Raw genomic sequence first — 22,108 nt, 5'->3', positions numbered from 1 at the left:
GCGCCGCAGGATATATGGTTACAACATACTTACCGAAAGGGATGATCATGATGACTCATTTTCGCCGTAATGCGCTGCAGCTTGCCGTCGCAGCGTTGTTCAGCTCTGCCTTTTGCACCCAGGCTGCGGATATCCCGCAGGTAAAAGTCACCGTTAACGACAAACAGTGTGAGCCGATGAACGTGACCGTGAAAGCGGGCAAAACACAGTTCATTATTCAAAACCACAGTCAGAAGGCGCTGGAGTGGGAAATTCTCAAAGGCGTGATGGTGGTGGAAGAGCGTGAGAATATTGCGCCAGGCTTTACGCAAAAGCTGACGGCTAACCTGCAGCCGGGCGAATATGACATGACCTGTGGTCTGCTGACCAACCCGAAAGGTAAACTGATCGTGACCGGTGCGGCCACCAAAGATGCGGCGAAAGCCGATGCGGTGCTGAGTCTTGGTGAGGCAATCACCGCCTATAAAGCGTATGTCACGGCGGAAACCGCCGAGCTGGTTAGCGGTACGAAGGCCTTCACTGATGCAGTGAAAGCGGGCGACATTGAAAAAGCGAAAGCGCTGTATGCCCCGACGCGTCAGCACTATGAACGCATCGAACCTATCGCAGAGCTGTTCTCCGATCTGGACGGCAGTATCGATGCCCGTGAAGACGATTACGAGAAGAAAGCCGAAGACCCGAAATTCACCGGCTTCCACCGCCTGGAAAAAGCGCTGTTTGGCGACAACAGCGTCAAGGGGATGGAAAAGTATGCCGACCAGTTGAACAGCGATGTGCTTGAACTGCAAAAACGCATCAGCGAACTGGCGTTCCCGCCGTCTAAAGTCGTGGGCGGCGCAGCTGGCCTGATTGAAGAGGTCGCGGCCAGCAAGATCAGCGGTGAAGAAGATCGCTACAGCCATACCGACCTGTGGGACTTCCAGGCCAATATCGACGGCGCACAGAAAATTGTTGACCTGCTGAGACCGCAGTTGCAAAAAGAGAACAGTGCGCTGCTGGCGAAGATTGACGCTAACTTCAAGAAAGTAGACGCCATTCTCAGTAAATACCGCACCAAAGACGGCTTCGAAACCTATGACAAGCTGACGGATGCGGATCGTAATGCGTTAAAAGGGCCGATCACCACGCTGGCGGAAGATCTGGCTCAGCTGCGCGGGATCCTCGGTCTGGACTAAGTCGATGGCAGAACAGAAGCAAGTTGACGTGAATGAACCTTCACGTCGTCGATTATTAAAAGGGATCGGCGCGCTTGGCGGCGCGCTGGCCATCTCCGGCGGCTGTCCGGTGGCGCATGCGGCGAAGGGCACCAGCTCTCCGGGCGTGTTGCCGCCGGACGCGCGTTCCGAGGCGCAGCCTTTTTATGGCCAGCACCAGGCCGGCGTACTGACGCCGCAGCAGGCATCGATGATGCTGGTGGCCTTTGATGTGCTGGCCAGCGATAAGGCTGACCTGGAGCGCCTGTTTCGTCTGTTGACCCAGCGCATTGCCTTTCTGACGAAAGGTGGCCCGGCACCGGACACGCCGAATCCGCGTCTGCCGCCGATGGATTCGGGAATTCTTGGACCGTGGATCTCCCCTGACAATCTGACTATCACCGTTTCGGTTGGCCATTCGCTGTTCGATGAGCGCTATGGCTTAGCGGACAAGGTGCCGAAAAAGCTGCAAAAAATGACGCGCTTCCCGAATGACTCGCTCGATGCGGCGCTGTGTCATGGCGATCTGCTGCTGCAAATCTGTGCGAACACCCAGGATACGGTGATTCATGCGCTGCGCGATGTGATTAAGCATACGCCGGATCTGCTCAGCGTCCGCTGGAAGCGCGAAGGTTTTATTTCCGATAGCGCTGCGCGGAGTAAAGGCAAAGAGACGCCGGTTAATCTGCTGGGCTTTAAAGACGGTACCGCGAACCCGGTCAGCACGGATAAGGCGCTGATGGATGAAGTAGTCTGGGTCACGTCCGGTCAGGGCGAGCCGGCATGGGCAACCTACGGCAGCTATCAGGCGGCGCGTATTATCCAGTTTCACGTCGAGTTCTGGGATCGCACTCCGCTGAAAGAGCAGCAGACCATTTTTGGCCGGGATAAGCACAGCGGTGCACCGCTGGGCATGCAGCACGAACATGATGTGCCGGATTACAGCCAGGATCCTAACGGCGATACTATCGCGCTGGACAGTCACATTCGTCTGGCGAACCCGCGTACGCCGCAGACGCAGTCTGGCCTGATGATGCGCCGTGGCTACAGCTATTCGCTGGGGGTGACCAACTCCGGTCAGCTGGATATGGGACTGCTGTTTGTCTGCTATCAGCACGATCTGGAGAAAGGATTCCTGACGGTGCAAAAACGGCTTAACGGCGAGGCGCTTGAGGAGTACGTCAAACCTATCGGCGGCGGCTACTTCTTCGTGCTGCCGGGCGTTATCGATAGCCAGCACTATCTGGCGCAATCCCTGCTCGAAGCCTGACGTACCTGCCCGCAAGGGCAGGGCGTTTTCTGCTGTTTTTCCATTCTTTTTTTGTATTTCCTGCCTTGTGTTATTTTTCTGTAATCTAAATGACGGAAACTCGCTCCAGCTGTTTGAGGAATTATTTGTTGCGATCATGTAAAAAATAAGTTGCATTCAGAATTATTTTTGATGTACTTATTACAGACGCGGTAGTTCCCGGCAGTGATGTCGTTTCACTATGGAGATCGCGAATGGTAGGGTCCTGTACCGGACAACGCAAAACAACACGCCGTACTCTTCAGCGCGGAGGGAAAACCTCCGGCAGCGATTTCGTCACCGTAAATTCACCTCCTTCCACCACGACAGAACATCCGAACCCTGACAGGGTACGCGGTGCGCGTAGCCGTGACTCGTTGTCAATTCAACCGGCAAGCAATGGCTTAAAAGGAAGCCAAACCTCAATCGTTTGTGCGCATAATCGCGTCGATACTGACGCGTGTGATGTAAACCAACAACGCAAGGTGCTATCCATGGGAAGACAAAAAGCAGTGATCAAAGCTCGTCGTGAGGCAAAACGTGTGCTGAGACGCGATTCGCGCAGCCATAAGCAACGCGAAGAAGAATCGGTCACATCGCTTGTGCAAATGAGTGGCGTAGAAGCAATTGGCATGGCGCGGGACAGCCGTGATACTTCCCCAATTGAGGCGCGCAATGACGCTCAGGCGCATTATTTGAATGCCATCGACAATAAACAGCTGATTTTTGCAACGGGCGAAGCCGGGTGCGGAAAAACCTGGATTAGCGCAGCGAAGGCAGCCGAAGCCCTGATTCATAAAGATGTGGACAGGATTATTGTTACCCGTCCCGTTCTGCAGGCCGACGAAGACCTCGGCTTCTTACCGGGAGATATCGCCGAGAAGTTTGCTCCCTATTTCCGACCGGTGTATGACGTACTGGTGAAGAGGTTGGGCGCTTCCTTTATGCAATACTGCCTGCGTCCGGAAATCGGCAAGGTGGAAATCGCGCCGTTCGCCTACATGCGCGGACGTACATTTGAAAATGCCGTGGTGATTCTGGACGAGGCCCAGAACGTGACGGCTGCGCAAATGAAAATGTTTTTAACTCGCCTCGGGGAAAACGTGACGGTCATCGTAAACGGCGACATAACCCAGTGTGATTTACCCTCTGGCGTACGCTCCGGACTGGTCGATGCGCTGGCACGTTTTGAGGAAGACGACATGATTGGTATCGTGCGCTTTACTGTCGATGATTGCGTCCGTTCGATGCTCTGCCAGCGAACGCTGAAAGCCTACTACTGACCGCTATCTGATGTGCAAAGCCCGGGGAAACCCGGGCTTTGTTATTTCGCGCAGGGCGTTAGCCAATTGCCCCCAGGGCATCTTCGCTGCCTTGCGTTTTCGGCAATAAAAACAGGGTGGCGAAAATATCCAGCAGGTAGAGAAGCGCCAGCAGAGTGATGGCGGCAGTGAACGACCAGTGGCTGACGCACAGACCAATCACCAGCGGTCCAAAACCACCGACGCCGCGGCCGAGGTTAAACAGTACGTTCTGTGCCGTGGCGCGGACCTGAAGTGGATAGGTATCAGAGATAAGCGCGCCGTACCCGCCGATCATCCCGTTCACAAACATCCCCATTACGGCGCCGGTAAACAACATAAGGGTCGGGTCGCGCAGTTGGGCGTAGATAATGACCATCACGACGGCACCAATCTGATAAATCAGGAAAATTTTCCAGCGGGCGAAACGGTCTGCCAGTATGCCGAACAGCCAGATGCCAAAGGTCATTCCGACCACGGTGACAGCGGTCCATAATCCCGATTTGGTAAGGGAAAAGCCAAAGCTTGAGGAGAGATAGCTGGGCATCCAGATCATCAGACCGTAGTAACCGAAATTCTGTACCGAGCAGAGAATCAGGATGCCGATACTGGCCTTCGAGGTGGCGCGGTCGGAAAACAGCATTTTTATCCGCGAAGAGAAGGAGACGTGCTGGGTCGTGGCAATATCCTGCGTAAAGGCCTCCGGTTCACCCATTCCGCGGCGGATAGCAAACGAGACCAGTGCGGGCAGTAGCCCGACCAGGAACATCCCTCGCCAGCCAATCACACCCAGCAGAAGTGGGGTGATAAAGGCCGCAAGCAGCACGCCCAGCTGCCAGCCAATTCCCACCCAGGCCGAAGCCCGGTTGCGCTTGTTGGCGGGCCAGACTTCAGCGATCAGCGCCATACCAATCCCGAATTCACCGCCCAATCCCATTCCTGCAAGGGTACGATAGGCCAGCAGGTCCCAGTAGCCTTGCGCGACTGCGCAGAGACCGGTAAAGACGGAGAACATCAGAATGGTGAAGGTCAGAACGCGGATGCGGCCAAGACGATCGCTAAGATGACCAAAGAAGATCCCGCCCAATACTGCACCAATCAGCGTCCAGGTCACCAGGGAACCGGCCTGAGAGGTACTGAGCGCCAGAGAAACGCTGATAGCCGGTAGCATAAAACCCAGAATCAGCAGGTCAAAGCCATCCATTGCGTAGCCGCTGATGGCGGCGACCATCGCTTTTGCTGGCGTCACGCCGCGTTTGTTATGTGGAGAAGAGAACGTCATGTTCAGACCTTTGGAATAAAATTGTGCGCTAAGTATAAATTTGTCAGCGGATGCAATCTACTCGGCATAAGGGCAAAACGCGGGGATGTTAGCGAGGGTTATGATGGGAAATGGATGTTTATCATGGTGTTATCAGCATAAATAACTGACATGTGGTGTAGGTTTTGCCTCTAATACTTTAGGGGGGAATGATGGCAACGTAATGTACTGGAGATAAAAAACGGAGATTTCAGGATTTTTGTCTGCGCGCGCTGGTTTGGTTAGCCTGGCCGGGGCTTCTCATCCCCCCGGGCTGTGCAATATGCGAAAAAAAAGCCCGTGACTGCGTACGAGCTCTTCTTAAAATATGGCGGTGAGGGGGGGATTGACTCGCGTTGCTCGCCCGACGGGCAGCCCGCTCGCAGGCTCACGGTCTGTCCAACTGGCGCTGCCCGTTGTCGAACCCCGGTCGGGGCTTCTCATCCCCCTTGGTGGGGTGCAACATGCAAAAAAAAAGCCCGTGACTGCGTACTCGCTCTTCTTAAAATATGGCGGTGAGGGGGGGATTGACTCGCTTTGCTCGCCCGACGGGCAGCCCGTTCGCAGGCTCACGGTCTGTCCAACTGGCTTTGCCCGTTGTCGACCCCCGGTCGGGGCTTCTCATCCCCCTTGGTGGGGTGCAACATGCGAAAAAAAAGCCCGTACTTGCGTACGAGCTCTTCTTAAAATATGGCGGTGAGGGGGGGATTGACTCGCGTTGCTCGCCCTGACGGGCAGCCCGCTCGCAGGCTCACGGTCTGTCCAACTGGCTTTGCCAGTTGTCGACCCCCGGTCGGGGCTTCTCATCCCCCCGGGCTGTGTAATATGCGAAAAAAAAGCCCGTACTTGCGTACGAGCTCTTCTTAAAATATGGCGGTGAGGGGGGGATTCGAACCCCCGATACGTTGCCGTATACACACTTTCCAGGCGTGCTCCTTCAGCCACTCGGACACCTCACCATATTGTTTTGCTGCTCACCTTGGGTGGGCAACGGGGCGCTACTATAGGGAGTTGAGCTAAAACGGTCAAGCAGTATTTATTCTTTCTTTACCGTTCGCTCAAGCAATGAACACTGCCCCGTCGAAAACCGGCAGGGCAGCGGTTTTAACGCTGTGAATCAAGCTGTTCGCTATTCTTCACCACATCCTGCGCTTTGCTGTAGCTCTCGATCAGCAACTGATAAGCAGGGAAGACTTTGGTATACACTTCTGCCCACTCAGCGGCATCCGGACGGTTCCAGGTACGCTGTAGCTCGGAAGCTACCGCCGCCGTATCCATCGGGACCACGCCTGCCTGGACTACACGAGCCAGGGTTATCTCCTGCGCCATTTTGCTGTAAGTCCCGGAGGCATCGATGACGGCGAAAACCTTATAGCCATCGGCGACGGCGGCGATAGACGGAAACGCCATGCAGACGCTGGTAATCGTCCCCGCGATAATCAGCGTTTTGCGCCCGGTTGCTTTTACGGCGGCAACGAAATCCGGGTTATCCCAGGCGTTAATCTCGCCTTTGCGCGCAATATACTGTGCGTGGGGCGCATTCTCATGGATCTCCGGGATCAGTGGACCATTCGGCCCCTGTGGAACGGAAGCCGTGGTAATCACCGGGATCCCCGCAAGAGAGGCCATCTTTGCCAGAGCAGCCGCACGAGCGCGTAGTTCAGGCATTGGCATATCGCCAACGGTCTGGAAGAGGCCACTTTGATGGTCAATCAGGAGCATGGCGGTATCGTTAACATCAATCACCGGCCGGGAGCCGTTAAAATTAGCGGGAGTGGACATTTTCTTCACCTCTTTCATATCAGATTTGGCCAAAGCGGCCGCTGTTAAAATCACGCACGGCTTCTGCGATCTGGGCTTTTGTGTTCATGACAAACGGGCCATAGCCCACAACCGGTTCCTGCAACGGTTCGCCGGCCAGCAGCAGCACTTTAGCGTTTGCGTTGGCATGAAGATGAATCGCTTCTCCTTTCTGGCTTAACACCACCAGCTGGCCTTCACGTGCCTGGTCGGCGCCGTTGATGCCGATATCACCTTCAAGAACCACCAGAGCACTGCTCCAGCCATCGGGCTGGCCGAGCGTGACACTGTGGCCCTGATTGAGCTGCATATCCCAGACGTTCAACGGCGAGAAGGTATGCGCAGGGCCGGACGTATCGCCATAGCTGCCGGCGATGACCCTGACATTGCCCGCGCCGTTCGGTAGAGCGACATCAGGGATGACATCTGCCGTGATGCTTTGATAGCCAGGGTGTGTCATCTTGTCTTTGGCTGGCAGGTTGACCCACAGCTGTATCATTTTCAGTTCCCCGCCGGTGCGGGTGAATTCCGCCGAATGAAACTCTTCATGCAGAATGCCGGCCCCTGCGGTCATCCACTGCACATCGCCGGGACCAATAACCCCGCCTCTGCCCGTCGAGTCACGATGCTCAACTTCACCGGAATAGACGATGGTGACTGTTTCAAATCCACGATGAGGATGCTCGCCAACCCCGCGCTTGCCGCTTCCTGCCGGGAAGCTGTGTGGACCGGCATAGTCCAGCAGCAGAAAGGGACTCAGCTGTTCGCCATGTGTCTGATAAGAAAACAGCGAGCGAACCGGAAAACCATCGCCCACCCAGTGTTGTGCCGGTGCGGTATAGACGCCTGTAATCTGTTTCATTGCGTTCTCCTGTGTGTTTGTTGCTGATGTCAATAAGCTTATATGCGTGGCTAATAACCCGGTAGATAGCGAAAATGACCTATACTGTTCTAAAAATGGAACAGTGGAGGAAGGATGCAGGATCTCAACGATTTAGCCTGGTTTGTGCAGGTGGTAGATCATGAAGGATTCGCCGCTGCGGGAAGGGCGCTCGATCAGCCAAAGTCAAAGCTCAGCCGGCGGATAGCGCAGCTGGAAGAGCGGCTTGGCGTGCGGTTAATTCATCGCACTACCCGGCAGTTTGTGGTGACCGAGGTCGGGCAGACGTTCTACCAGCATTGCAAAGCGATGCTCATTGAGGCTGAAGCGGCGCAGCAGGTGGTGGAAACGCTGCGCTCGGAACCGCGCGGCAGCGTGAAGCTCACCTGCCCGGTCACCCTATTGCATGCGCATGTCGGGCCGATGCTGGCGCGGTTTATGCTGCGATACCCTGGGGTGAACCTGTTACTGGAGGCGACGAACCGGCGGGTTGATGTCGTTGGCGAAGGGATTGATGTGGCGATCCGCGTGCGTCCACGACCGTTTGAGGACAGCGATCTGGTGATGCGCGTACTGGCCGACCGCGGGCATCGGTTGGTCGCCAGCCCGGCACTCATTGCGCGTATGGGACGGCCGCAGGCGCCCTCAGAACTGAGCACATGGCCTGGACTCAGCATCGGGGCCGGAAAGCATCAGCACAAATGGCAGCTGACAGGGCCAGAAGGCTCACGGGCGGAGGTCTACTTCACACCGCGCATGGTGACGACGGATATGCTGGCGCTGCGTGAGGCGGCGGTTGCCGGCGTTGGCGTAGTTCAGCTGCCGCTGCTAATGGTCCGCGAACAGCTGGCGGCAGGGGAGCTGGAGGTGGTACTGGATGCGTGGCAACCGCAGCGGGAAGTGATTCATGCGGTCTTTGCTTCTCGTCGTGGCCTGCTGCCGTCGGTGAGAGCGCTGGTAGACTTTCTGAGCGAGGAATATCAGCGGATGGAAGAGGATTGATATTTTGCCGGCATAGCGAGGACGAAACAGCTATGCCGCTCCGGTCGGGGCTTCTCATCCCCCCGGGCTGTGCAGTATGCGAAAAAAAAGCCCGTGACTGCGTACTCGCTCTTCTTAAAATATGGCGGTGAGGGGGGGATTGACTCGCGTTGCTCGCCCTGACGGGCAGCCCGCTCGCAGGCTCACGGTCTGTCCAACTGGCTTTGCCCGTTGTCGACCCCCGGTCGGGGCTTCTCATCCTCCCCGGGCTGTGCAATATGCGAAAAAAAGCCCGTGACTGCGTACTCGCTCTTCTTAAAATATGGCGGTGAGGGGGGATTGACTCGCGTTGCTCGCCCTGACGGGCAGCCCGCTCGCAGGCTCACGGTCTGTCCAACTGGCTTTGCCCGTTGTCGACCCCCGGTCGGGGCTTCTCATCCCCCCGGGCTGTGCAATATGCGAAAAAAAAGCCCGTACTTGCGTACGAGCTCTTCTTAAAATATGGCGGTGAGGGGGGGATTCGAACCCCCGATACGTTGCCGTATACACACTTTCCAGGCGTGCTCCTTCAGCCACTCGGACACCTCACCATATTGTCGTTCCCGTTGTCGCTGGGAACGGGCGCTAATTTAGGGAAATACGTATCTCTCGTCAATCAACTTTTGCAAAAAACAGCGTGTTTAGCCAAACTTCGCGCAACTTGCTTTTTAAATGCGCGACAATCGATTTTTTTGTCGCCACTCTCTTTTTATTCGATAGAAAAATGAAATTTGTTATGCTGGCAATCCAATAGAAAACAATAAGTAAAATGCGGCGCTTGGGTAAGCCTGCATTAAGCGCCAGCGATCAGGAGTCACTATGGACATTATCTTTTATCACCCGACATTTGATACCGCTTACTGGATTGCTGAGCTGGAAAAACAGCTGCCAGGCGCGCGCGTTCGCGCATGGAAGTCCGGCGATAACCAGCATGCTGATTATGCACTGGTCTGGCATCCGCCGGTGGAAATGCTGAAGGGGCGGGAGCTAAAAGCCGTTTTTGCTCTGGGGGCAGGCGTTGATTCGATTCTCAGTAAACTCCGTGAACACCCGGAAATGCTGCCGATGTCGATCCCACTTTTTCGCCTCGAGGACACCGGAATGGGGCAGCAGATGCAAGAGTATGCGGTAAGCCAGGTATTACACTGGTTCCGCCGTTTCGATGACTACCAGGCGTTAAAGCAGCAGGCCCGCTGGCAGCCGCTGGACGATTATTCTCGTGACGAGTTTACCATCGGGATTATGGGGGCGGGTGTCCTCGGCGCGAAAGTGGCGCAAGCGCTGCAGGTATGGGGATTCCCGCTCAGGAGCTGGAGCCGTAGCCGTAAATCCTGGCCTCAGGTGCAAAGCTTCGCCGGCCAGGAGGAGTTCGGGGAATTTCTCGGCGGCACGCGGGTGCTGATCAACCTGCTGCCCAACACAGCGGAAACCGTCGGCATTATTAATCAGCAGCTGTTGGCGCAGCTTCCGGATAACAGCTATGTTCTCAATCTGGCACGCGGCGTTCATGTGGTTGAAGACGATCTGCTGGCGGCGCTGAATAGCGGTAAGCTCAAAGGCGCAATGCTGGATGTCTTTAGCCGCGAGCCATTGCCGGCCCAGAGCCCGCTGTGGTCGCATCCTCGGGTCGCGATGACGCCCCATGTTGCAGCGGTAACGCGCCCGCTGGAAGCGATAACCTATATTGCCGGCACGATTGGCCAGTTGGAACGCGGCGAGACGGTAAACGGGCAGGTCGACCGCCAGCGCGGCTACTAAGAGAAAACCCCGCTGCGGCGGGGTTTTGCTAATCATGCGTCCTGATTCCTGCTATTCTTGCCACAAACAGAGGAGGAGATTGTGATGTATCCTGTTGACCTGCACATGCATACCGTCGCCAGTACCCACGCCTACAGTACCCTGCACGATTATATTGCTGAAGCAAAGCGCAAGGGGATCAAACTTTTCGCCATCACCGATCACGGTCCGGATATGGCCGATGCTCCGCACTACTGGCATTTCGTCAATATGCGTATCTGGCCGCGGCTGGTGGACGGCGTGGGCATTTTGCGTGGTATTGAAGCCAACATTAAAAATATCCAGGGCGAAATAGACTGCACCGGGCCCATGCTGACCTCACTGGACCTGTTTATTGCAGGCTTCCATGAGCCGGTTTTCCCACCGCAGGACAAAGCAACCCATACTGAAGCGATGATCGCCACCATGGCGAGTGGTGCGGTACACATTATTAGCCATCCGGGTAATCCTAAATACCCCGTCGATATCCCGGCGATAGCCGCCGCAGCGGCACAATACCAGGTGGCGCTGGAAATCAACAACTCGTCCTTTATCTCATCGCGGGTGGGCAGCGAAGATAACTGCCGGGCTATTGCCGCCGCCGTGCGAGATGCCGGAGGTTGGGTCGCGCTGGGGTCGGATTCCCATACCGCATTTACCCTCGGCGAGTTCAAAGCGTGCCGTAAGATCCTGGATGACGTGGACTTCCCCGAAGAGCGGATCCTTAACGTTTCTCCGCGCCGACTGTTGAATTTCCTTGAGTCTCGCGGGATGCCGGCGATCCCTGAATTTGCCGATCTTTAATATGAATAACGGGAAGAATTGAATGAACGAGTTTTCTATCCTCTGCCGCGTGCTGGGCTCATTGTACTATCGTCAGCCGCAGGATCCGCTGCTGGTGCCGCTGTTTACCCTGATACGCGAGGGGAAACTGGCGGCGAGCTGGCCGCTGGAGCAGGATGAGCTGCTGGAACGTTTGCAAAAAAGCTGCGACGTGCAGCCGCTTGCCGCAGATTATAATGCGCTGTTTGTCGGTGAGGAGTGCAGCGTTCCTCCGTATCGTAGCGCGTGGGTTGAAGGGGCAAGCGAAGCTGAAGTTCGCGGTTTCCTCAGCGAACACGGGATCCCGACCGGAGAAGGTCAGGCAGACCATATTGGTTCCCTGCTGCTGGCCGCCTCCTGGCTTGAAGATCATGCCACCGAAGATGAAAGCGAAACGCTGGAAACGCTGTTTGCTGACTATATTCTGCCGTGGTGTGGCGCCTTCCTTGGTAAAGTCGAAGCGCACGCCGGCACGCCTTTCTGGCGGACAATGGCGCCCCTGACGCGTGAAGCGCTCTCTGCCATGTGGGATGAACTACAGGAAGAAACTGAAGAATAATATGTGATATAAATCGCATTATTAATGCAAGTGAAAAATGAATCTTGCATATAACGTGCTTCAGATCTCATTTGAATGATGCGTATCTGGTATGATACGCATCATGAATAGACTTCTCGCAATCGCAATAACGACAGGCATTCTCTCCGGAATCTGGGGATGGGTGGCGGTCGCGCTTGGCCTGCTAAGCTGGGCGGGTTTTCTGGGCTGTACTGCCTATTTCGCCTGCCCGCAGGGTGGGCTCAAAGGGTTGGTTATCTCAACCTGTACGGTCATGAGCGGCGTGGTGTGGGCGCTGGTGATTATCTATGGCAGTGCGCTGGCTCCGCACCTTGAAATTCTGGGTTATATGATGACCGGCGTTGTGGCGTTCCTGATGTGTATTCAGGCGCGTCAGCTGCTGCTTTCTTTTGTCCCCGGGACTTTTATTGGCGCCTGCGCCACCTTTGCCGGCGACGGCAACTGGCGACTGGTCGTGCCCTCGCTGGCTTTAGGCCTGGTGTTCGGCTACGCGATGAAAAATTGCGGCCTGTGGCTGGCAGCGCGTGCGCAGAAAAATAAACCCACCGTGGCCAATGAAACGCCCGATCGGGCGTGACCCGCTCTTATCCGCTGAAAAACAGGACCTCAGGTCCTGTTTTTTCTTTCTGGAGGTTCAGACTTCTGGCTCATCTGCCCATGCCGTCGGAACATCCTCCACAGCGACAGCGCGCCACAACGCTGTGTTAACCCGCAACATTGCCTTGCTATTCTGCAAACGGATATCGGCAGCCATAAGTTTCCCGGGCTTTCGTCCGTCGGGCTATCGTGCCATATTACCCACTGTGCTTTATGTAAAGACGTTTGCCGACAGGAGGCGAAATGACTGTTAAACCTGAGGTTATTCTCGGCGACATCACTACGCTTGACGTCGATGTTATCGTCAATGCCGCCAATCCTTCGCTGCTTGGCGGCGGGGGCGTTGATGGCGCAATCCATCGTGCCGCCGGACCGGAGCTCCTTGCTGCTTGTCAGGTTGTCCGGCAACAACAGGGCGAGTGCCCTCCAGGCCATGCGGTGATTACGACGGCGGGGCAGCTGCCTGCCAGTGCGGTTATTCACGCCGTTGGTCCCGTCTGGCGTGGCGGAGAGCATCAGGAGGCGGAGCTGCTTGCTGACGCCTACAGAAATAGTCTGATGCTGGCGTCGGCGAACAGCTATCGTTCGATTGCCTTTCCGGCCATGAGTACCGGCGTTTATGGCTATCCTAAACAGGCGGCTGCCGAAATCGCCGTGCAGACGGTCAACGCCTTCCTGACACGATACAACCCGCTAGAGCGCGTCTGTTTTGTCTGTTTTGATGAGGAAACCGCGGACATCTACCGCCGCTTGCTTGAGCCGCAGTCGTGCGTTTGAAAGGATGATACCGGTCGCCCGCTGCCTGTCATCAGGGAGGCGGGCGAACCGACAGCGCGTAATATCAGCCGGCGGAAACCTGTGGCTTAGCTGTTTTTTGCTCGAACTTCCCCGAAAACAGAAAGCGAAGCAGGGGGATGCGCAGATGAATTTCATACAGCACCAGCGCGATACCCACCACAAAGATTAAGCCGGTTATAAACCCTAGTGCATTGGATTTAATCGCGGGTGCCAGCCATGCACCATAGAGCAGGGTCAGCGGATGGTGCACCAGGTAAATGAACAGCGAAGCATTAACAAAATAGGTGACCCGCGCCGATTGAAAATTCAGCAGACGGTGGCCAAGAGAAAACACTACGTTCACCATCCACAATCCCAGCACCATAGTAATGACCGACTCGGTTTCATACATCCACCCGTCGCCGGAGCCATATTGCTGATTGAGTCGATAGGCGATAAAGCCCAGCAGCGCACCGACAAAGCACCACGGTGAGGGAGTGGTGAACATCGTTTTTAAGCGCGGATTGATAAATACCTGGGCGCCGAGAATAAAGAAGGGCAGGTAGAACAAGGTCTGCATTACGATGAAGTTAAACAGGCCGTTGCTGAGAACTGGTGCATAAACCACAAGCAGCGTCCGGCGGATCACCGCGTAAAGAACCCCGAGAGCCAGGAAAATCATCGACAGCTGGCCTAAAGTGACAGTGTCACCCAGGGTTGGTGTGTTGCCTGTGCGTCGACCGGTCAGCCACCGAAACAGCACGACACCCAGGGACGTCAGGACGACCAGCACCAGTAAAAACCACAGGTGCGAAATCAACTCCCATGCGAGGGTATTAAATTTGTCGTAGCCTGAGAGGGCATGCCAGTTTTCAGCCTTGCCGTTGACGTATTGCAGCATAAGAAACTGGGGCAGCGTCAGCAGTGGAATGGCGGTTAGCATCGGGATACCGACGCGCTCCACGCGCACCTTCCACCATTTCTTCAGCGGATAGCGTAAGTAAAGCATGTAGGAAAAGTAGCCAGAAATGACAAAGAAGACCTGCATGCGAAAAGCATGGATAAAATCGTTAAACAGAGTCAGCCACCAGGAGGGCTCGATGCTATTCACATGCCAGCTATGGCTGGAATAGATCAGTGATATGTGAAAAGGGATCCCCAGTAACATCAGCCATGCGCGGATGCTATCGAAGAAGTATTCACGTTGTACCGGCGTATTATTCATACAATATCACTACATTCTCGGACAATTCGTCTTATCACTCAAAGTGATAACGTTTAAATTCTCAGCAACCCTACATCAACTCTGGATACCTGTCTCCAGGATAAGTACGCAAAGTGCAAAAGTGGCGACTAACTGCCTATTCCCTGCGCCGCTAAGGTGAACAAAGCAGGGATTATGTTGTCGGATTGCCTGAATTACCATTAAAATAGATCGGATCGATTTAAGCACACAAAGGGGGAAGTGCTTACTTATATGAAACTTAAACCACAGATGATGAAAATGCGCTGGTTAAGCGCAGCCGTAATGTTGTCCCTGTGTACTTCATCTGCATGGGCGTTTAGCATTGATGACGTTGCAAAAGAGGCCAAAGCATTAGCCGGGAAAGGCTATGAAGCGCCGAAGAGCAACCTGCCCTCCGCTTTCCGTGACATGAAATACGCGGACTACCAGCAAATCCAGTTTAATCACGATAAGGCTTACTGGAACAACCAGAAAACCCCGTTCAAACTTGAGTTTTATCATCAGGGTATGTACTTCGATACGCCGGTCACCATCAATGAAGTGACGGCAAGCAGCGTGCGTAAGATTAAATATAACCCGGATTACTTTAATTTTGGCAGCGTCCAGCATGATAAAGATACGGTGAAAGATCTGGGCTTCGCCGGCTTCAAAGTACTGTATCCGATCAACAGCAAAGATAAGAACGACGAAATCGTCAGCATGCTCGGAGCCAGTTACTTCCGCGTACTGGGCCAGGGCCAGGTTTACGGGTTATCTGCTCGTGGCCTTGCTATCGACACCGCCCTGCCTTCCGGCGAAGAATTCCCGCGTTTTCGTGAGTTCTGGATTGAGCATCCAAAAGCCACGGACAAGCGTTTGACTATTTATGCACTGCTTGACTCCCCACGTGCGACCGGCGCATACCGTTTCGTTATTATGCCGGGCCGCGACACCGTCGTTGATGTGCAGTCTAAAGTGTATCTGCGCGACAAAGTCGGCAAGCTGGGCGTTGCGCCGCTGACCAGTATGTTCCTGTTTGGGCCGAATCAACCTTCTCCGGCGACCAACTATCGCCCGGCGCTGCATGATTCCAACGGCCTGTCGATTCTTGCCGGTAACGGCGAGTGGATCTGGCGTCCGCTGAATAACCCGAAACATTTGGCCGTCAGCAGCTATGCGATGGAAAACCCGCAGGGCTTTGGTCTGTTGCAGCGTGGCCGTCAGTTCTCTCGCTTTGAAGACCTCGACGATCGCTACGATCTGCGCCCGAGCGCCTGGATCACGCCGAAGGGCGACTGGGGTAAAGGGAAAATCGAACTGGTTGAAATCCCGACCAATGACGAAACAAACGACAACATCGTGACTTACTGGACGCCGGATCAGCTGCCGGAGCCGGGTAAAGAGATGAACTTCAAATACTCGATTACCTTTAGCCGCGATGAAGACAAACTGCACGCTCCGGATAACGCCTATGTGATGCAGACCCGCCGTTCTACCGGTGACGTGAAGCAGTCCAACCTGATTCGTCAGCCGGATGGCACCATCGCCTTTATCGTCGACTTTACCGGTGCTGAAATGAAAAAAATGCCGTCAGATACGCCGGTAACGGCGCAGGCGAGCATTGGTGATAACGCAGAGATTGTTGAGAATACCGTGCGTTATAACCCGGTCACCAAGGGCTGGCGTATGGTTCTGCGTGTGAAAGTGAAAGATCCGAAGAAAACCACGGAAATGCGCGCTGCGCTGGTCAATGCCGACCAGACGCTGAGTGAAACCTGGAGCTATCAGCTGCCTGCCAATGAATAAGATAACGAAGTACATTGAGGCGTTGCCGCTGTCTGATGCTGAAAAAGCCGCGCTGCCTGATACGAGCCTGCAGGCCGTACACCAGGCGCTGGACGCCGAACATCATACTTTTGCTCGTGAAGACGATTCCCCGCTGGGGTCGGTGAAATCACGACTGGAAAATAGCTGGCCAGATTCTCTGGCCGGTGACCAGCTGATAAAAGACGATGAAGGCCGTACTCAGCTGAACGCAATGCCGAAAGCAAAACGCTCCTCGATGTTCCCGGATCCGTGGCGAACCAACCCGGTTGGGCGCTTCTGGGATCGGCTACGGGGACGCGATGTGACCCCGCGCTATCTTTCTTGCCTGACCAAGGAAGAGCAGGAACACGAACAAAAGTGGCGCACCGCCGGTACCATCCGTCGCTACACTTTGCTGCTGCTAACGCTGGCGCAGACCGTTGTTGCGACCTGGTACATGAAGACCATTCTGCCGTATCAGGGCTGGGCGTTAATCAACCCGGCCGACATGGTAGGTCAGAACCTGTGGGTGTCGTTTATGCAGCTGCTGCCGTATATGCTGCAAACCGGGATCCTGATTCTGTTTGCCGTTCTCTTCTGCTGGGTATCAGCTGGATTCTGGACGGCGCTGATGGGCTTCCTGCAGCTGTTAATGGGCCGCGATAAGTACAGCATCTCTGCCTCAACCGTTGGTGATGAACCGCTTAATCCGCAGCACCGCACGGCGCTGATCATGCCAATCTGTAACGAAGACGTCGATCGCGTCTTCGCCGGGCTGCGCGCGACCTGGGAGTCGGTGAAGGCGACAGGTCAACAGCAGCATTTCGACGTGTATATCCTGAGCGACAGCTATAACCCGGATATTTGCGTCGCCGAGCAGAAGGCGTGGATGGAGCTGATTGCGGAAGTGCAGGGCGAAGGGCAGATTTTTTACCGTCGCCGTCGCCGTCGGGTGAAGCGTAAAAGCGGTAATATCGATGACTTCTGCCGCCGCTGGGGCAGCCAGTATAGCTACATGGTGGTGCTGGATGCTGACTCGGTGATGACCGGTGAATGTCTGACCGGGCTGGTGCGTCTGATGGAAGCGAACCCGAATGCCGGGATTATCCAGTCATCGCCGCGCGCCTCCGGTATGGACACCCTGTATGCCCGCTGTCAGCAGTTTGCGACCCGGGTCTACGGTCCGCTGTTTACCGCTGGTTTGCACTTCTGGCAGCTGGGCGAATCGCACTACTGGGGCCATAACGCGATTATCCGCGTCAAGCCGTTTATCGAGCACTGTGCCCTCGCACCGCTGCCGGGTGAGGGCTCTTTCGCCGGGTCGATTCTGTCGCACGACTTCGTAGAAGCCGCCTTGATGCGCCGTGCCGGCTGGGGCGTGTGGATTGCCTACGATCTGCCGGGCTCTTATGAAGAGCTGCCGCCGAACCTGCTGGACGAACTGAAGCGTGACCGTCGCTGGTGTCATGGTAACCTGATGAACTTCCGTCTGTTCCTGGTTAAAGGCATGCACCCGGTGCACCGCGCGGTGTTCCTGACCGGCGTGATGTCCTACCTGTCGGCGCCGCTGTGGTTTATGTTCCTCGCTCTGTCTACCGCGCTACAGGTGGTGCATGCGTTGACCGAGCCGCAGTATTTCCTGCAGCCACGACAGTTGTTCCCGGTATGGCCGCAGTGGCGTCCAGAGCTGGCGATTGCGCTGTTTGCCTCTACGATGGTGCTGCTGTTCCTGCCAAAACTGCTGAGCATTATTTTGGTGTGGTGCAAAGGCTCAAAAGAGTACGGCGGTTTTATTCGCGTCACGCTTTCTCTGCTGCTGGAGGTCCTGTTCTCCGTGCTGCTGGCGCCGGTTCGTATGCTGTTCCACACCGTATTTGTGGTCAGCGCGTTCCTCGGCTGGGAAGTGGTCTGGAACTCTCCGCAGCGTGATGATGACTCCACTCCGTGGGGCGAAGCCTTTATGCGTCATGGCTCGCAGCTGCTGCTGGGCCTGGTGTGGGCGGTCGGTATGGCGTGGCTGGATCTCCGTTTCCTGTTCTGGCTGGCGCCGATTGTCTTCTCACTGATCCTGTCGCCGTTTGTCTCGGTAATTTCCAGCCGGACAACCGTGGGTCTGCGTACCAGACGCTGGAAGCTGTTCCTGATCCCGGAAGAGTATTCCCCGCCGCAGGTGCTGAAGGATACCGATGCATATCTGACCCTGAACCGCCAGCGTTCGCTGGATGATGGCTTTATGCATGCGGTGTTCAACCCATCGTTCAACGCGCTGGCTACGGCAATGGCAACCGCACGCCACCGCCATGGTCATATTCTGGATATTGCCCGTGAGCGCCACGTTGAGCAAGCGCTGAACGAGACCCCGGATAAGCTTAATCGCGATCGGCGTCTGGTGTTGTTGAGCGATCCGGTTACCCTGACACGTCTGCACTATCGCGTGTGGGCTGCGCCGGAGAAATACTCTTCGTGGGTGAGCGCTTATCAGCAGGTTACGCTCAACCCGCTGGCGTTGAAAACGAAATAGGCCGTATGTGAAGGAAAATACCGGCAATATTGCCGGTATTTTTTTATCTGAGAATTGAGGTAGTCGATGAGAATTTTACTGGTTATCGCCATGGCGCTGCTGCTCAGCGGCTGCGGCAGTATTATTAGCCGCACGGTGCCAGGGCAGGGGCATGGGAACCAGTACTACCCTGGCGTACAGTGGGATGTCCGCGATTCGTCATGGCGCTACATTACCATTCTCGATCTGCCTTTTTCGCTGGTGTTCGATACGCTATTGCTGCCGCTTGACGCCAGTCACGGTCCGTATAACTAATCAGCGTTCATCCCACTCATCAGCGGCGGTCTGACCCTCTTCGGTGTCCAGAGAGGGTTCCAGCTGGAATTCACCTTCATCCCACTCATGCAGCGTATTCTCTTCCAGCCACTCCTGACGTAACTCAATCTCGTCGTAGTCACCGTCAAAAACGCTCTGCGCCGCTTCGCCGCTTAACATAGGCAGGCACTCACCTTCCTCGTCTTCATTGGCAAAAAATTCGGCCTGCCAGGCGATGTCACCGTCCTGCAGAACGTACTTTTGGATATTAAGTTGCTCAACGTTGGCACTCTCCTCGTCGCTATCCGGATTATTGACCAGGAACTCTTCGCGGGCCGCATCGATAGCTTCTTCGAGCGTGGCATAGAAAATCGAATCCTTTGGCATAGATAACCCCCTAAGAAGAATGAAAAATGGACACGATTCAATCTATAGAAGGCGGTGAGCATTGCGTCAAGGGGAAGGCTCGACTGTTGAACTTAATTTACCGAACGGTCAACAGAGTCCGCCTCCTGTCCGGGTTTATCCCCTGAGGGACGACGTAAGCTGAGGGTGGAGTAGATAGCGTTGAACAGGACAACCGCGGCGGTGACGAAAAACACGGCCCGGAAGCCGTAGCTGGCCGATACCGATGCGCCTATCAGCGGCCCGGTGACGTTACCGATATCGCGAAATGACTGGTTATAGCTAAAAATACGCCCGGCAACCTGGCTGGTTGAGTTGTAGACCAGCAGCGTCTGGACTGCCGGGAGCAGGGCTCCGTCGGCGGCGCCGAGCAGGAAACGCAAAATCCCGAGCTGCAATGGGGTCTGGACAAAGGACATCGGGATCAGCAGCAAAACGGAGATCGTCAGGGCGACGATAAGAATTTTTTCCGGCCCGATACGATCGCCAAGTTTCCCCAGACGCGGGGCGCTGATTAGCGCCGCCACGCCCGGAACTGAGGCAATCATTCCGCTGATAAAGGCGATATTTCCGACGTCGCCGGCGAGATCACGCACGTAGAGCGTCAGAATGGGGGCGATTGAACCGGTAGCAACCTGGATAATCATCGTGGTGACGAACAGACTCAATACCAGCTTTGGGCTCTTCAGGGATGAGAAGACATCTCTGGCATTAAGCATCTCTTTTTTCGCCACCGGGACGAACTGCTCGCGGATGAAAAACAGCGTCAGAATAAAACAGACCAGCAGTACGCTGGCGGTGAGGAAAAAGACGGTGCGCAGGCCCCAATGGTCAGCGAGGAAACCGCCCGCCAGCGGACCAAGCAGCGCTCCGCTGACCGCCCCGGTGGATAGCGTACCCAGCGCCCAGCCGCTCTTCTGTCGTGGGATCTGCGTGGCGATCAGGGCGTTCGCATTAGGAATAAAACCGCCCAGCAGGCCCAGCAAGGCCCGCAGGACCAGAAATTGCCAGATATTCTGTACCAGCCCCATCAGCATCATGACGATGGCCATCCCCAGAGCCGAGCGCAGCAACATTATTTTGCGCCCCTTGCGATCGGCAAGGCCGCCCCAGAAAGGGGAGGCAACGGCGGAGAACAAGAAAGTAATGCTGAAAACCAGACCGGACCACATATTCAGCGCACTGTGACCGGTGACGCCAAGCTGCTCGACGTAGAGCGGCAGGAATGGCATAACCAGGCTAAAGGCGGCGCCGGTCAAAAAACAGCCGAGCCAGGTGACTGTGAGATTGCGTTTCCAGTTAATCGGGGTATCTGCAGACGACATAGGCTTCCGTTGGCCCGCAATGCAGGTCAAAAAATGAAAATATGAGCCTGCTAATTATGCGCCTGAGTTATGATCATCGCAATGGAGGAGAGCGCTGAAAGCTAAAGAGGGAGAACGCCTCCGGCCAGCATCTTGCCGCCGGAGGAAGGGCGATTTAATAACGTGAAGGAACGCCGGGTGGGCGAGTCTTAAAGCGACGGTGTAGCCACATATACTGTTCCGGCGCCATCAGAATGCATCTCTCGACGATTCGGTTCATCCAGGCGGCGGTCGTTTCTGCATCATCAAGCGGCGGATCGCATTCCGGCGGTAGAATGATTAGCTCATACCCTTTGCCGTCAGGCTTGCGGCGCGGAACGAACGGGACGATGCAGGCTTTCGACATCTTTGCCAGCATCCAGGTTCCCGATGTTGTGGCGGCTTTATCGACGGCAAAGAACGGCACGAATACGCTGGCGGCAGGGCCGTAGTCGTGGTCCGGCGCATACCAGATAACCTCGCCTTTTTTTAGTGCGCGAATCATCCCTTTCAGATCTTTACGGTCGATCATGTCCTTGTTGGAACGCAGGCGGCCCCAGGTTTGTAGCCAGTCGATAACCGGGTTGTCATTTGGACGGTAGACGCCAATGCCGGGTTCGTTCATGCCAAACATCCGCGCTCCCATTTCCAGGGTCAGGAAGTGGATGCCAATCAGCAGAATACCGCGGTGTTGCGCCTGTACCTCCCGGATATGCTCGACGCCGATGGAGTCGGTCCAGCGCGCGATGCGCTGCGTCGGCCAGAACCAGGCCATTCCGGTTTCCATTAGCCCCATTCCGACGGACTCGAAGTTTTGCACCACCATCTGGTGGCGCTCTTCTTCACTTTTATCCGGGAAGCAGAGTGCCAGATTGCGGTATGCGATTTTAGCGCGGCGCTTCATAAAACGCATTGCCAGGCGGCCAATGGCATTGCCAAGACGGTAAATCAGCGGATAAGGAAGCTGAACAACCAGCCATAACAGGCCAATACCCAGCCAAAGCAGCCAGTAGCGCGGGTGCAGCAGCGCCGCGGAGAATTTAGGTAAATGGGTCATCTCATACCTGTTCAAATAAGCAACTCATTCTATTATCGCATTTTTTCATGCATCAGCCAAAACGGCTGTCCCAGGTGGCATTTATTGTTAAACGCAGGCGAAGACGGGTGAAATGAATGTAGC

At 55.4% G+C, this 22,108-nt stretch carries 19 protein-coding genes and 2 tRNA genes; 12 read left to right on the top strand and 9 right to left on the bottom strand.

The window, feature by feature from the left end; genetic code table 11:
- Positions 1 to 47: 47 nt before the first annotated feature.
- The 3 genes from efeO (at position 48) to phoH (ending at position 3,764) form a co-directional block, all read left to right on the top strand.
- The gene (gene efeO, locus ACMYSK_RS09710; protein WP_434642350.1) at positions 48 to 1,175 is read left to right on the top strand and encodes an iron uptake system protein EfeO; all 1,128 of its coding nucleotides are present in this window, start codon (positions 48 to 50) and stop codon (positions 1,173 to 1,175) included.
- A gap of 4 nt (positions 1,176 to 1,179) precedes the next feature.
- A complete protein-coding gene (gene efeB, locus ACMYSK_RS09705; protein WP_434642347.1) occupies positions 1,180 to 2,463 on the top strand; it encodes an iron uptake transporter deferrochelatase/peroxidase subunit in 1,284 nt (427 codons plus the stop codon).
- A 512-nt stretch (positions 2,464 to 2,975) separates the two neighbouring features.
- On the top strand, positions 2,976 to 3,764 hold the full coding sequence (gene phoH, locus ACMYSK_RS09700) for a phosphate starvation-inducible protein PhoH (protein ID WP_434644011.1): 789 nt from the start codon (positions 2,976 to 2,978) through the stop codon (positions 3,762 to 3,764).
- Between the two features lie 58 nt (positions 3,765 to 3,822).
- On the opposite strand, the gene ACMYSK_RS09695 is transcribed toward phoH, so the two are convergent.
- The 4 genes from ACMYSK_RS09695 to ACMYSK_RS09680 form a co-directional block, all read right to left on the bottom strand.
- Positions 3,823 to 5,064, bottom strand: coding sequence for an MFS transporter (locus ACMYSK_RS09695; RefSeq protein WP_434642345.1), 1,242 nt, complete (start codon positions 5,062 to 5,064; stop codon positions 3,823 to 3,825).
- 889 nt (positions 5,065 to 5,953) lie between these two features.
- A tRNA-Ser gene (locus tag ACMYSK_RS09690) sits at positions 5,954 to 6,041 on the bottom strand.
- Between the two features lie 145 nt (positions 6,042 to 6,186).
- Positions 6,187 to 6,864, bottom strand: a complete 678-nt coding sequence (locus ACMYSK_RS09685; protein WP_434642342.1) for an isochorismatase family protein — start codon at positions 6,862 to 6,864, stop codon at positions 6,187 to 6,189.
- Positions 6,865 to 6,883: 19 nt separating this feature from the next.
- Positions 6,884 to 7,744 carry a pirin family protein gene (locus ACMYSK_RS09680; protein WP_434642339.1) on the bottom strand — a complete coding sequence of 287 codons (861 nt, stop codon included), beginning with the start codon at positions 7,742 to 7,744 and terminating at the stop codon, positions 6,884 to 6,886.
- Between the two features lie 114 nt (positions 7,745 to 7,858).
- Here ACMYSK_RS09680 and ACMYSK_RS09675 point away from each other — a divergent pair, with 114 nt between their 5' ends.
- Positions 7,859 to 8,764, top strand: coding sequence for a LysR family transcriptional regulator (locus ACMYSK_RS09675; protein ID WP_434642336.1), 906 nt, complete (start codon positions 7,859 to 7,861; stop codon positions 8,762 to 8,764).
- Positions 8,765 to 9,245: 481 nt separating this feature from the next.
- Here the strand turns inward: ACMYSK_RS09675 and ACMYSK_RS09670 are convergent.
- Positions 9,246 to 9,333: transfer RNA gene (locus tag ACMYSK_RS09670), tRNA-Ser, on the bottom strand.
- Between the two features lie 268 nt (positions 9,334 to 9,601).
- On the opposite strand from ACMYSK_RS09670, the gene ghrA reads away from it, so the two are divergent.
- The 5 genes from ghrA (at position 9,602) to ymdB (ending at position 13,334) form a co-directional block, all read left to right on the top strand.
- On the top strand, positions 9,602 to 10,540 hold the full coding sequence (gene ghrA / locus ACMYSK_RS09665; protein ID WP_434642333.1) for a glyoxylate/hydroxypyruvate reductase GhrA: 939 nt from the start codon (positions 9,602 to 9,604) through the stop codon (positions 10,538 to 10,540).
- An 84-nt stretch (positions 10,541 to 10,624) separates the two neighbouring features.
- Complete coding sequence (locus ACMYSK_RS09660; protein WP_434644008.1) at positions 10,625 to 11,362, top strand: phosphatase; 738 nt, start codon at positions 10,625 to 10,627, stop codon at positions 11,360 to 11,362.
- A gap of 22 nt (positions 11,363 to 11,384) precedes the next feature.
- Positions 11,385 to 11,939: a TorD/DmsD family molecular chaperone gene (locus ACMYSK_RS09655; protein ID WP_434642330.1), complete on the top strand. Its 555-nt coding sequence runs from the start codon at positions 11,385 to 11,387 to the stop codon at positions 11,937 to 11,939.
- A gap of 103 nt (positions 11,940 to 12,042) precedes the next feature.
- Positions 12,043 to 12,537: a DUF1097 domain-containing protein gene (locus tag ACMYSK_RS09650; RefSeq protein WP_434642328.1), complete on the top strand. Its 495-nt coding sequence runs from the start codon at positions 12,043 to 12,045 to the stop codon at positions 12,535 to 12,537.
- A gap of 263 nt (positions 12,538 to 12,800) precedes the next feature.
- Entirely contained in the window at positions 12,801 to 13,334 is a 534-nt protein-coding gene (gene ymdB / locus ACMYSK_RS09645; RefSeq protein ID WP_434642326.1) for an O-acetyl-ADP-ribose deacetylase, read from the top strand.
- Positions 13,335 to 13,398: 64 nt separating this feature from the next.
- Here the strand turns inward: ymdB and mdoC are convergent, their stop codons facing one another.
- Positions 13,399 to 14,559, bottom strand: coding sequence for a glucans biosynthesis protein MdoC (gene mdoC, locus ACMYSK_RS09640; protein ID WP_434642322.1), 1,161 nt, complete (start codon positions 14,557 to 14,559; stop codon positions 13,399 to 13,401).
- Between the two features lie 252 nt (positions 14,560 to 14,811).
- Here mdoC and mdoG point away from each other — a divergent pair, with 252 nt between their 5' ends.
- The 3 genes from mdoG (at position 14,812) to ACMYSK_RS09625 (ending at position 19,180) form a co-directional block, all read left to right on the top strand.
- Positions 14,812 to 16,365, top strand: coding sequence for a glucans biosynthesis protein MdoG (gene mdoG, locus ACMYSK_RS09635; protein ID WP_434642320.1), 1,554 nt, complete (start codon positions 14,812 to 14,814; stop codon positions 16,363 to 16,365).
- On the top strand, positions 16,358 to 18,886 hold the full coding sequence (mdoH, locus tag ACMYSK_RS09630) for a glucans biosynthesis glucosyltransferase MdoH (protein WP_434642317.1): 2,529 nt from the start codon (positions 16,358 to 16,360) through the stop codon (positions 18,884 to 18,886). The genes mdoG and mdoH overlap by 8 nt, the downstream gene beginning before the upstream one ends.
- Before the next feature lie 66 nt (positions 18,887 to 18,952).
- Positions 18,953 to 19,180: a YceK/YidQ family lipoprotein gene (locus ACMYSK_RS09625; protein WP_004860481.1), complete on the top strand. Its 228-nt coding sequence runs from the start codon at positions 18,953 to 18,955 to the stop codon at positions 19,178 to 19,180.
- On the opposite strand, the gene ACMYSK_RS09620 is transcribed toward ACMYSK_RS09625, so the two are convergent.
- The 3 genes from ACMYSK_RS09620 to ACMYSK_RS09610 all read right to left on the bottom strand — a co-directional run bounded on the left by ACMYSK_RS09620 (position 19,181) and on the right by ACMYSK_RS09610 (position 21,985).
- Positions 19,181 to 19,567: a MysB family protein gene (locus ACMYSK_RS09620; RefSeq protein ID WP_434642315.1), complete on the bottom strand. Its 387-nt coding sequence runs from the start codon at positions 19,565 to 19,567 to the stop codon at positions 19,181 to 19,183.
- A 92-nt stretch (positions 19,568 to 19,659) separates the two neighbouring features.
- Positions 19,660 to 20,910, bottom strand: a complete 1,251-nt coding sequence (gene mdtG / locus ACMYSK_RS09615) for a multidrug efflux MFS transporter MdtG (protein WP_434642313.1) — start codon at positions 20,908 to 20,910, stop codon at positions 19,660 to 19,662.
- A 154-nt stretch (positions 20,911 to 21,064) separates the two neighbouring features.
- A complete protein-coding gene (locus tag ACMYSK_RS09610) occupies positions 21,065 to 21,985 on the bottom strand; it encodes a Kdo(2)-lipid IV(A) acyltransferase (RefSeq protein ID WP_434642310.1) in 921 nt (306 codons plus the stop codon).
- Positions 21,986 to 22,108: the final 123 nt, after the last annotated feature.

The sequence above is a fragment of the Klebsiella sp. I138 genome (genome assembly GCF_051131765.1).
Classification (GTDB): Bacteria; Pseudomonadota; Gammaproteobacteria; order Enterobacterales; family Enterobacteriaceae; genus Klebsiella.
The sequence above is the reverse complement of the archived record's forward strand: the minus strand, read 5'-3'. Positions and strand labels throughout refer to the sequence as shown.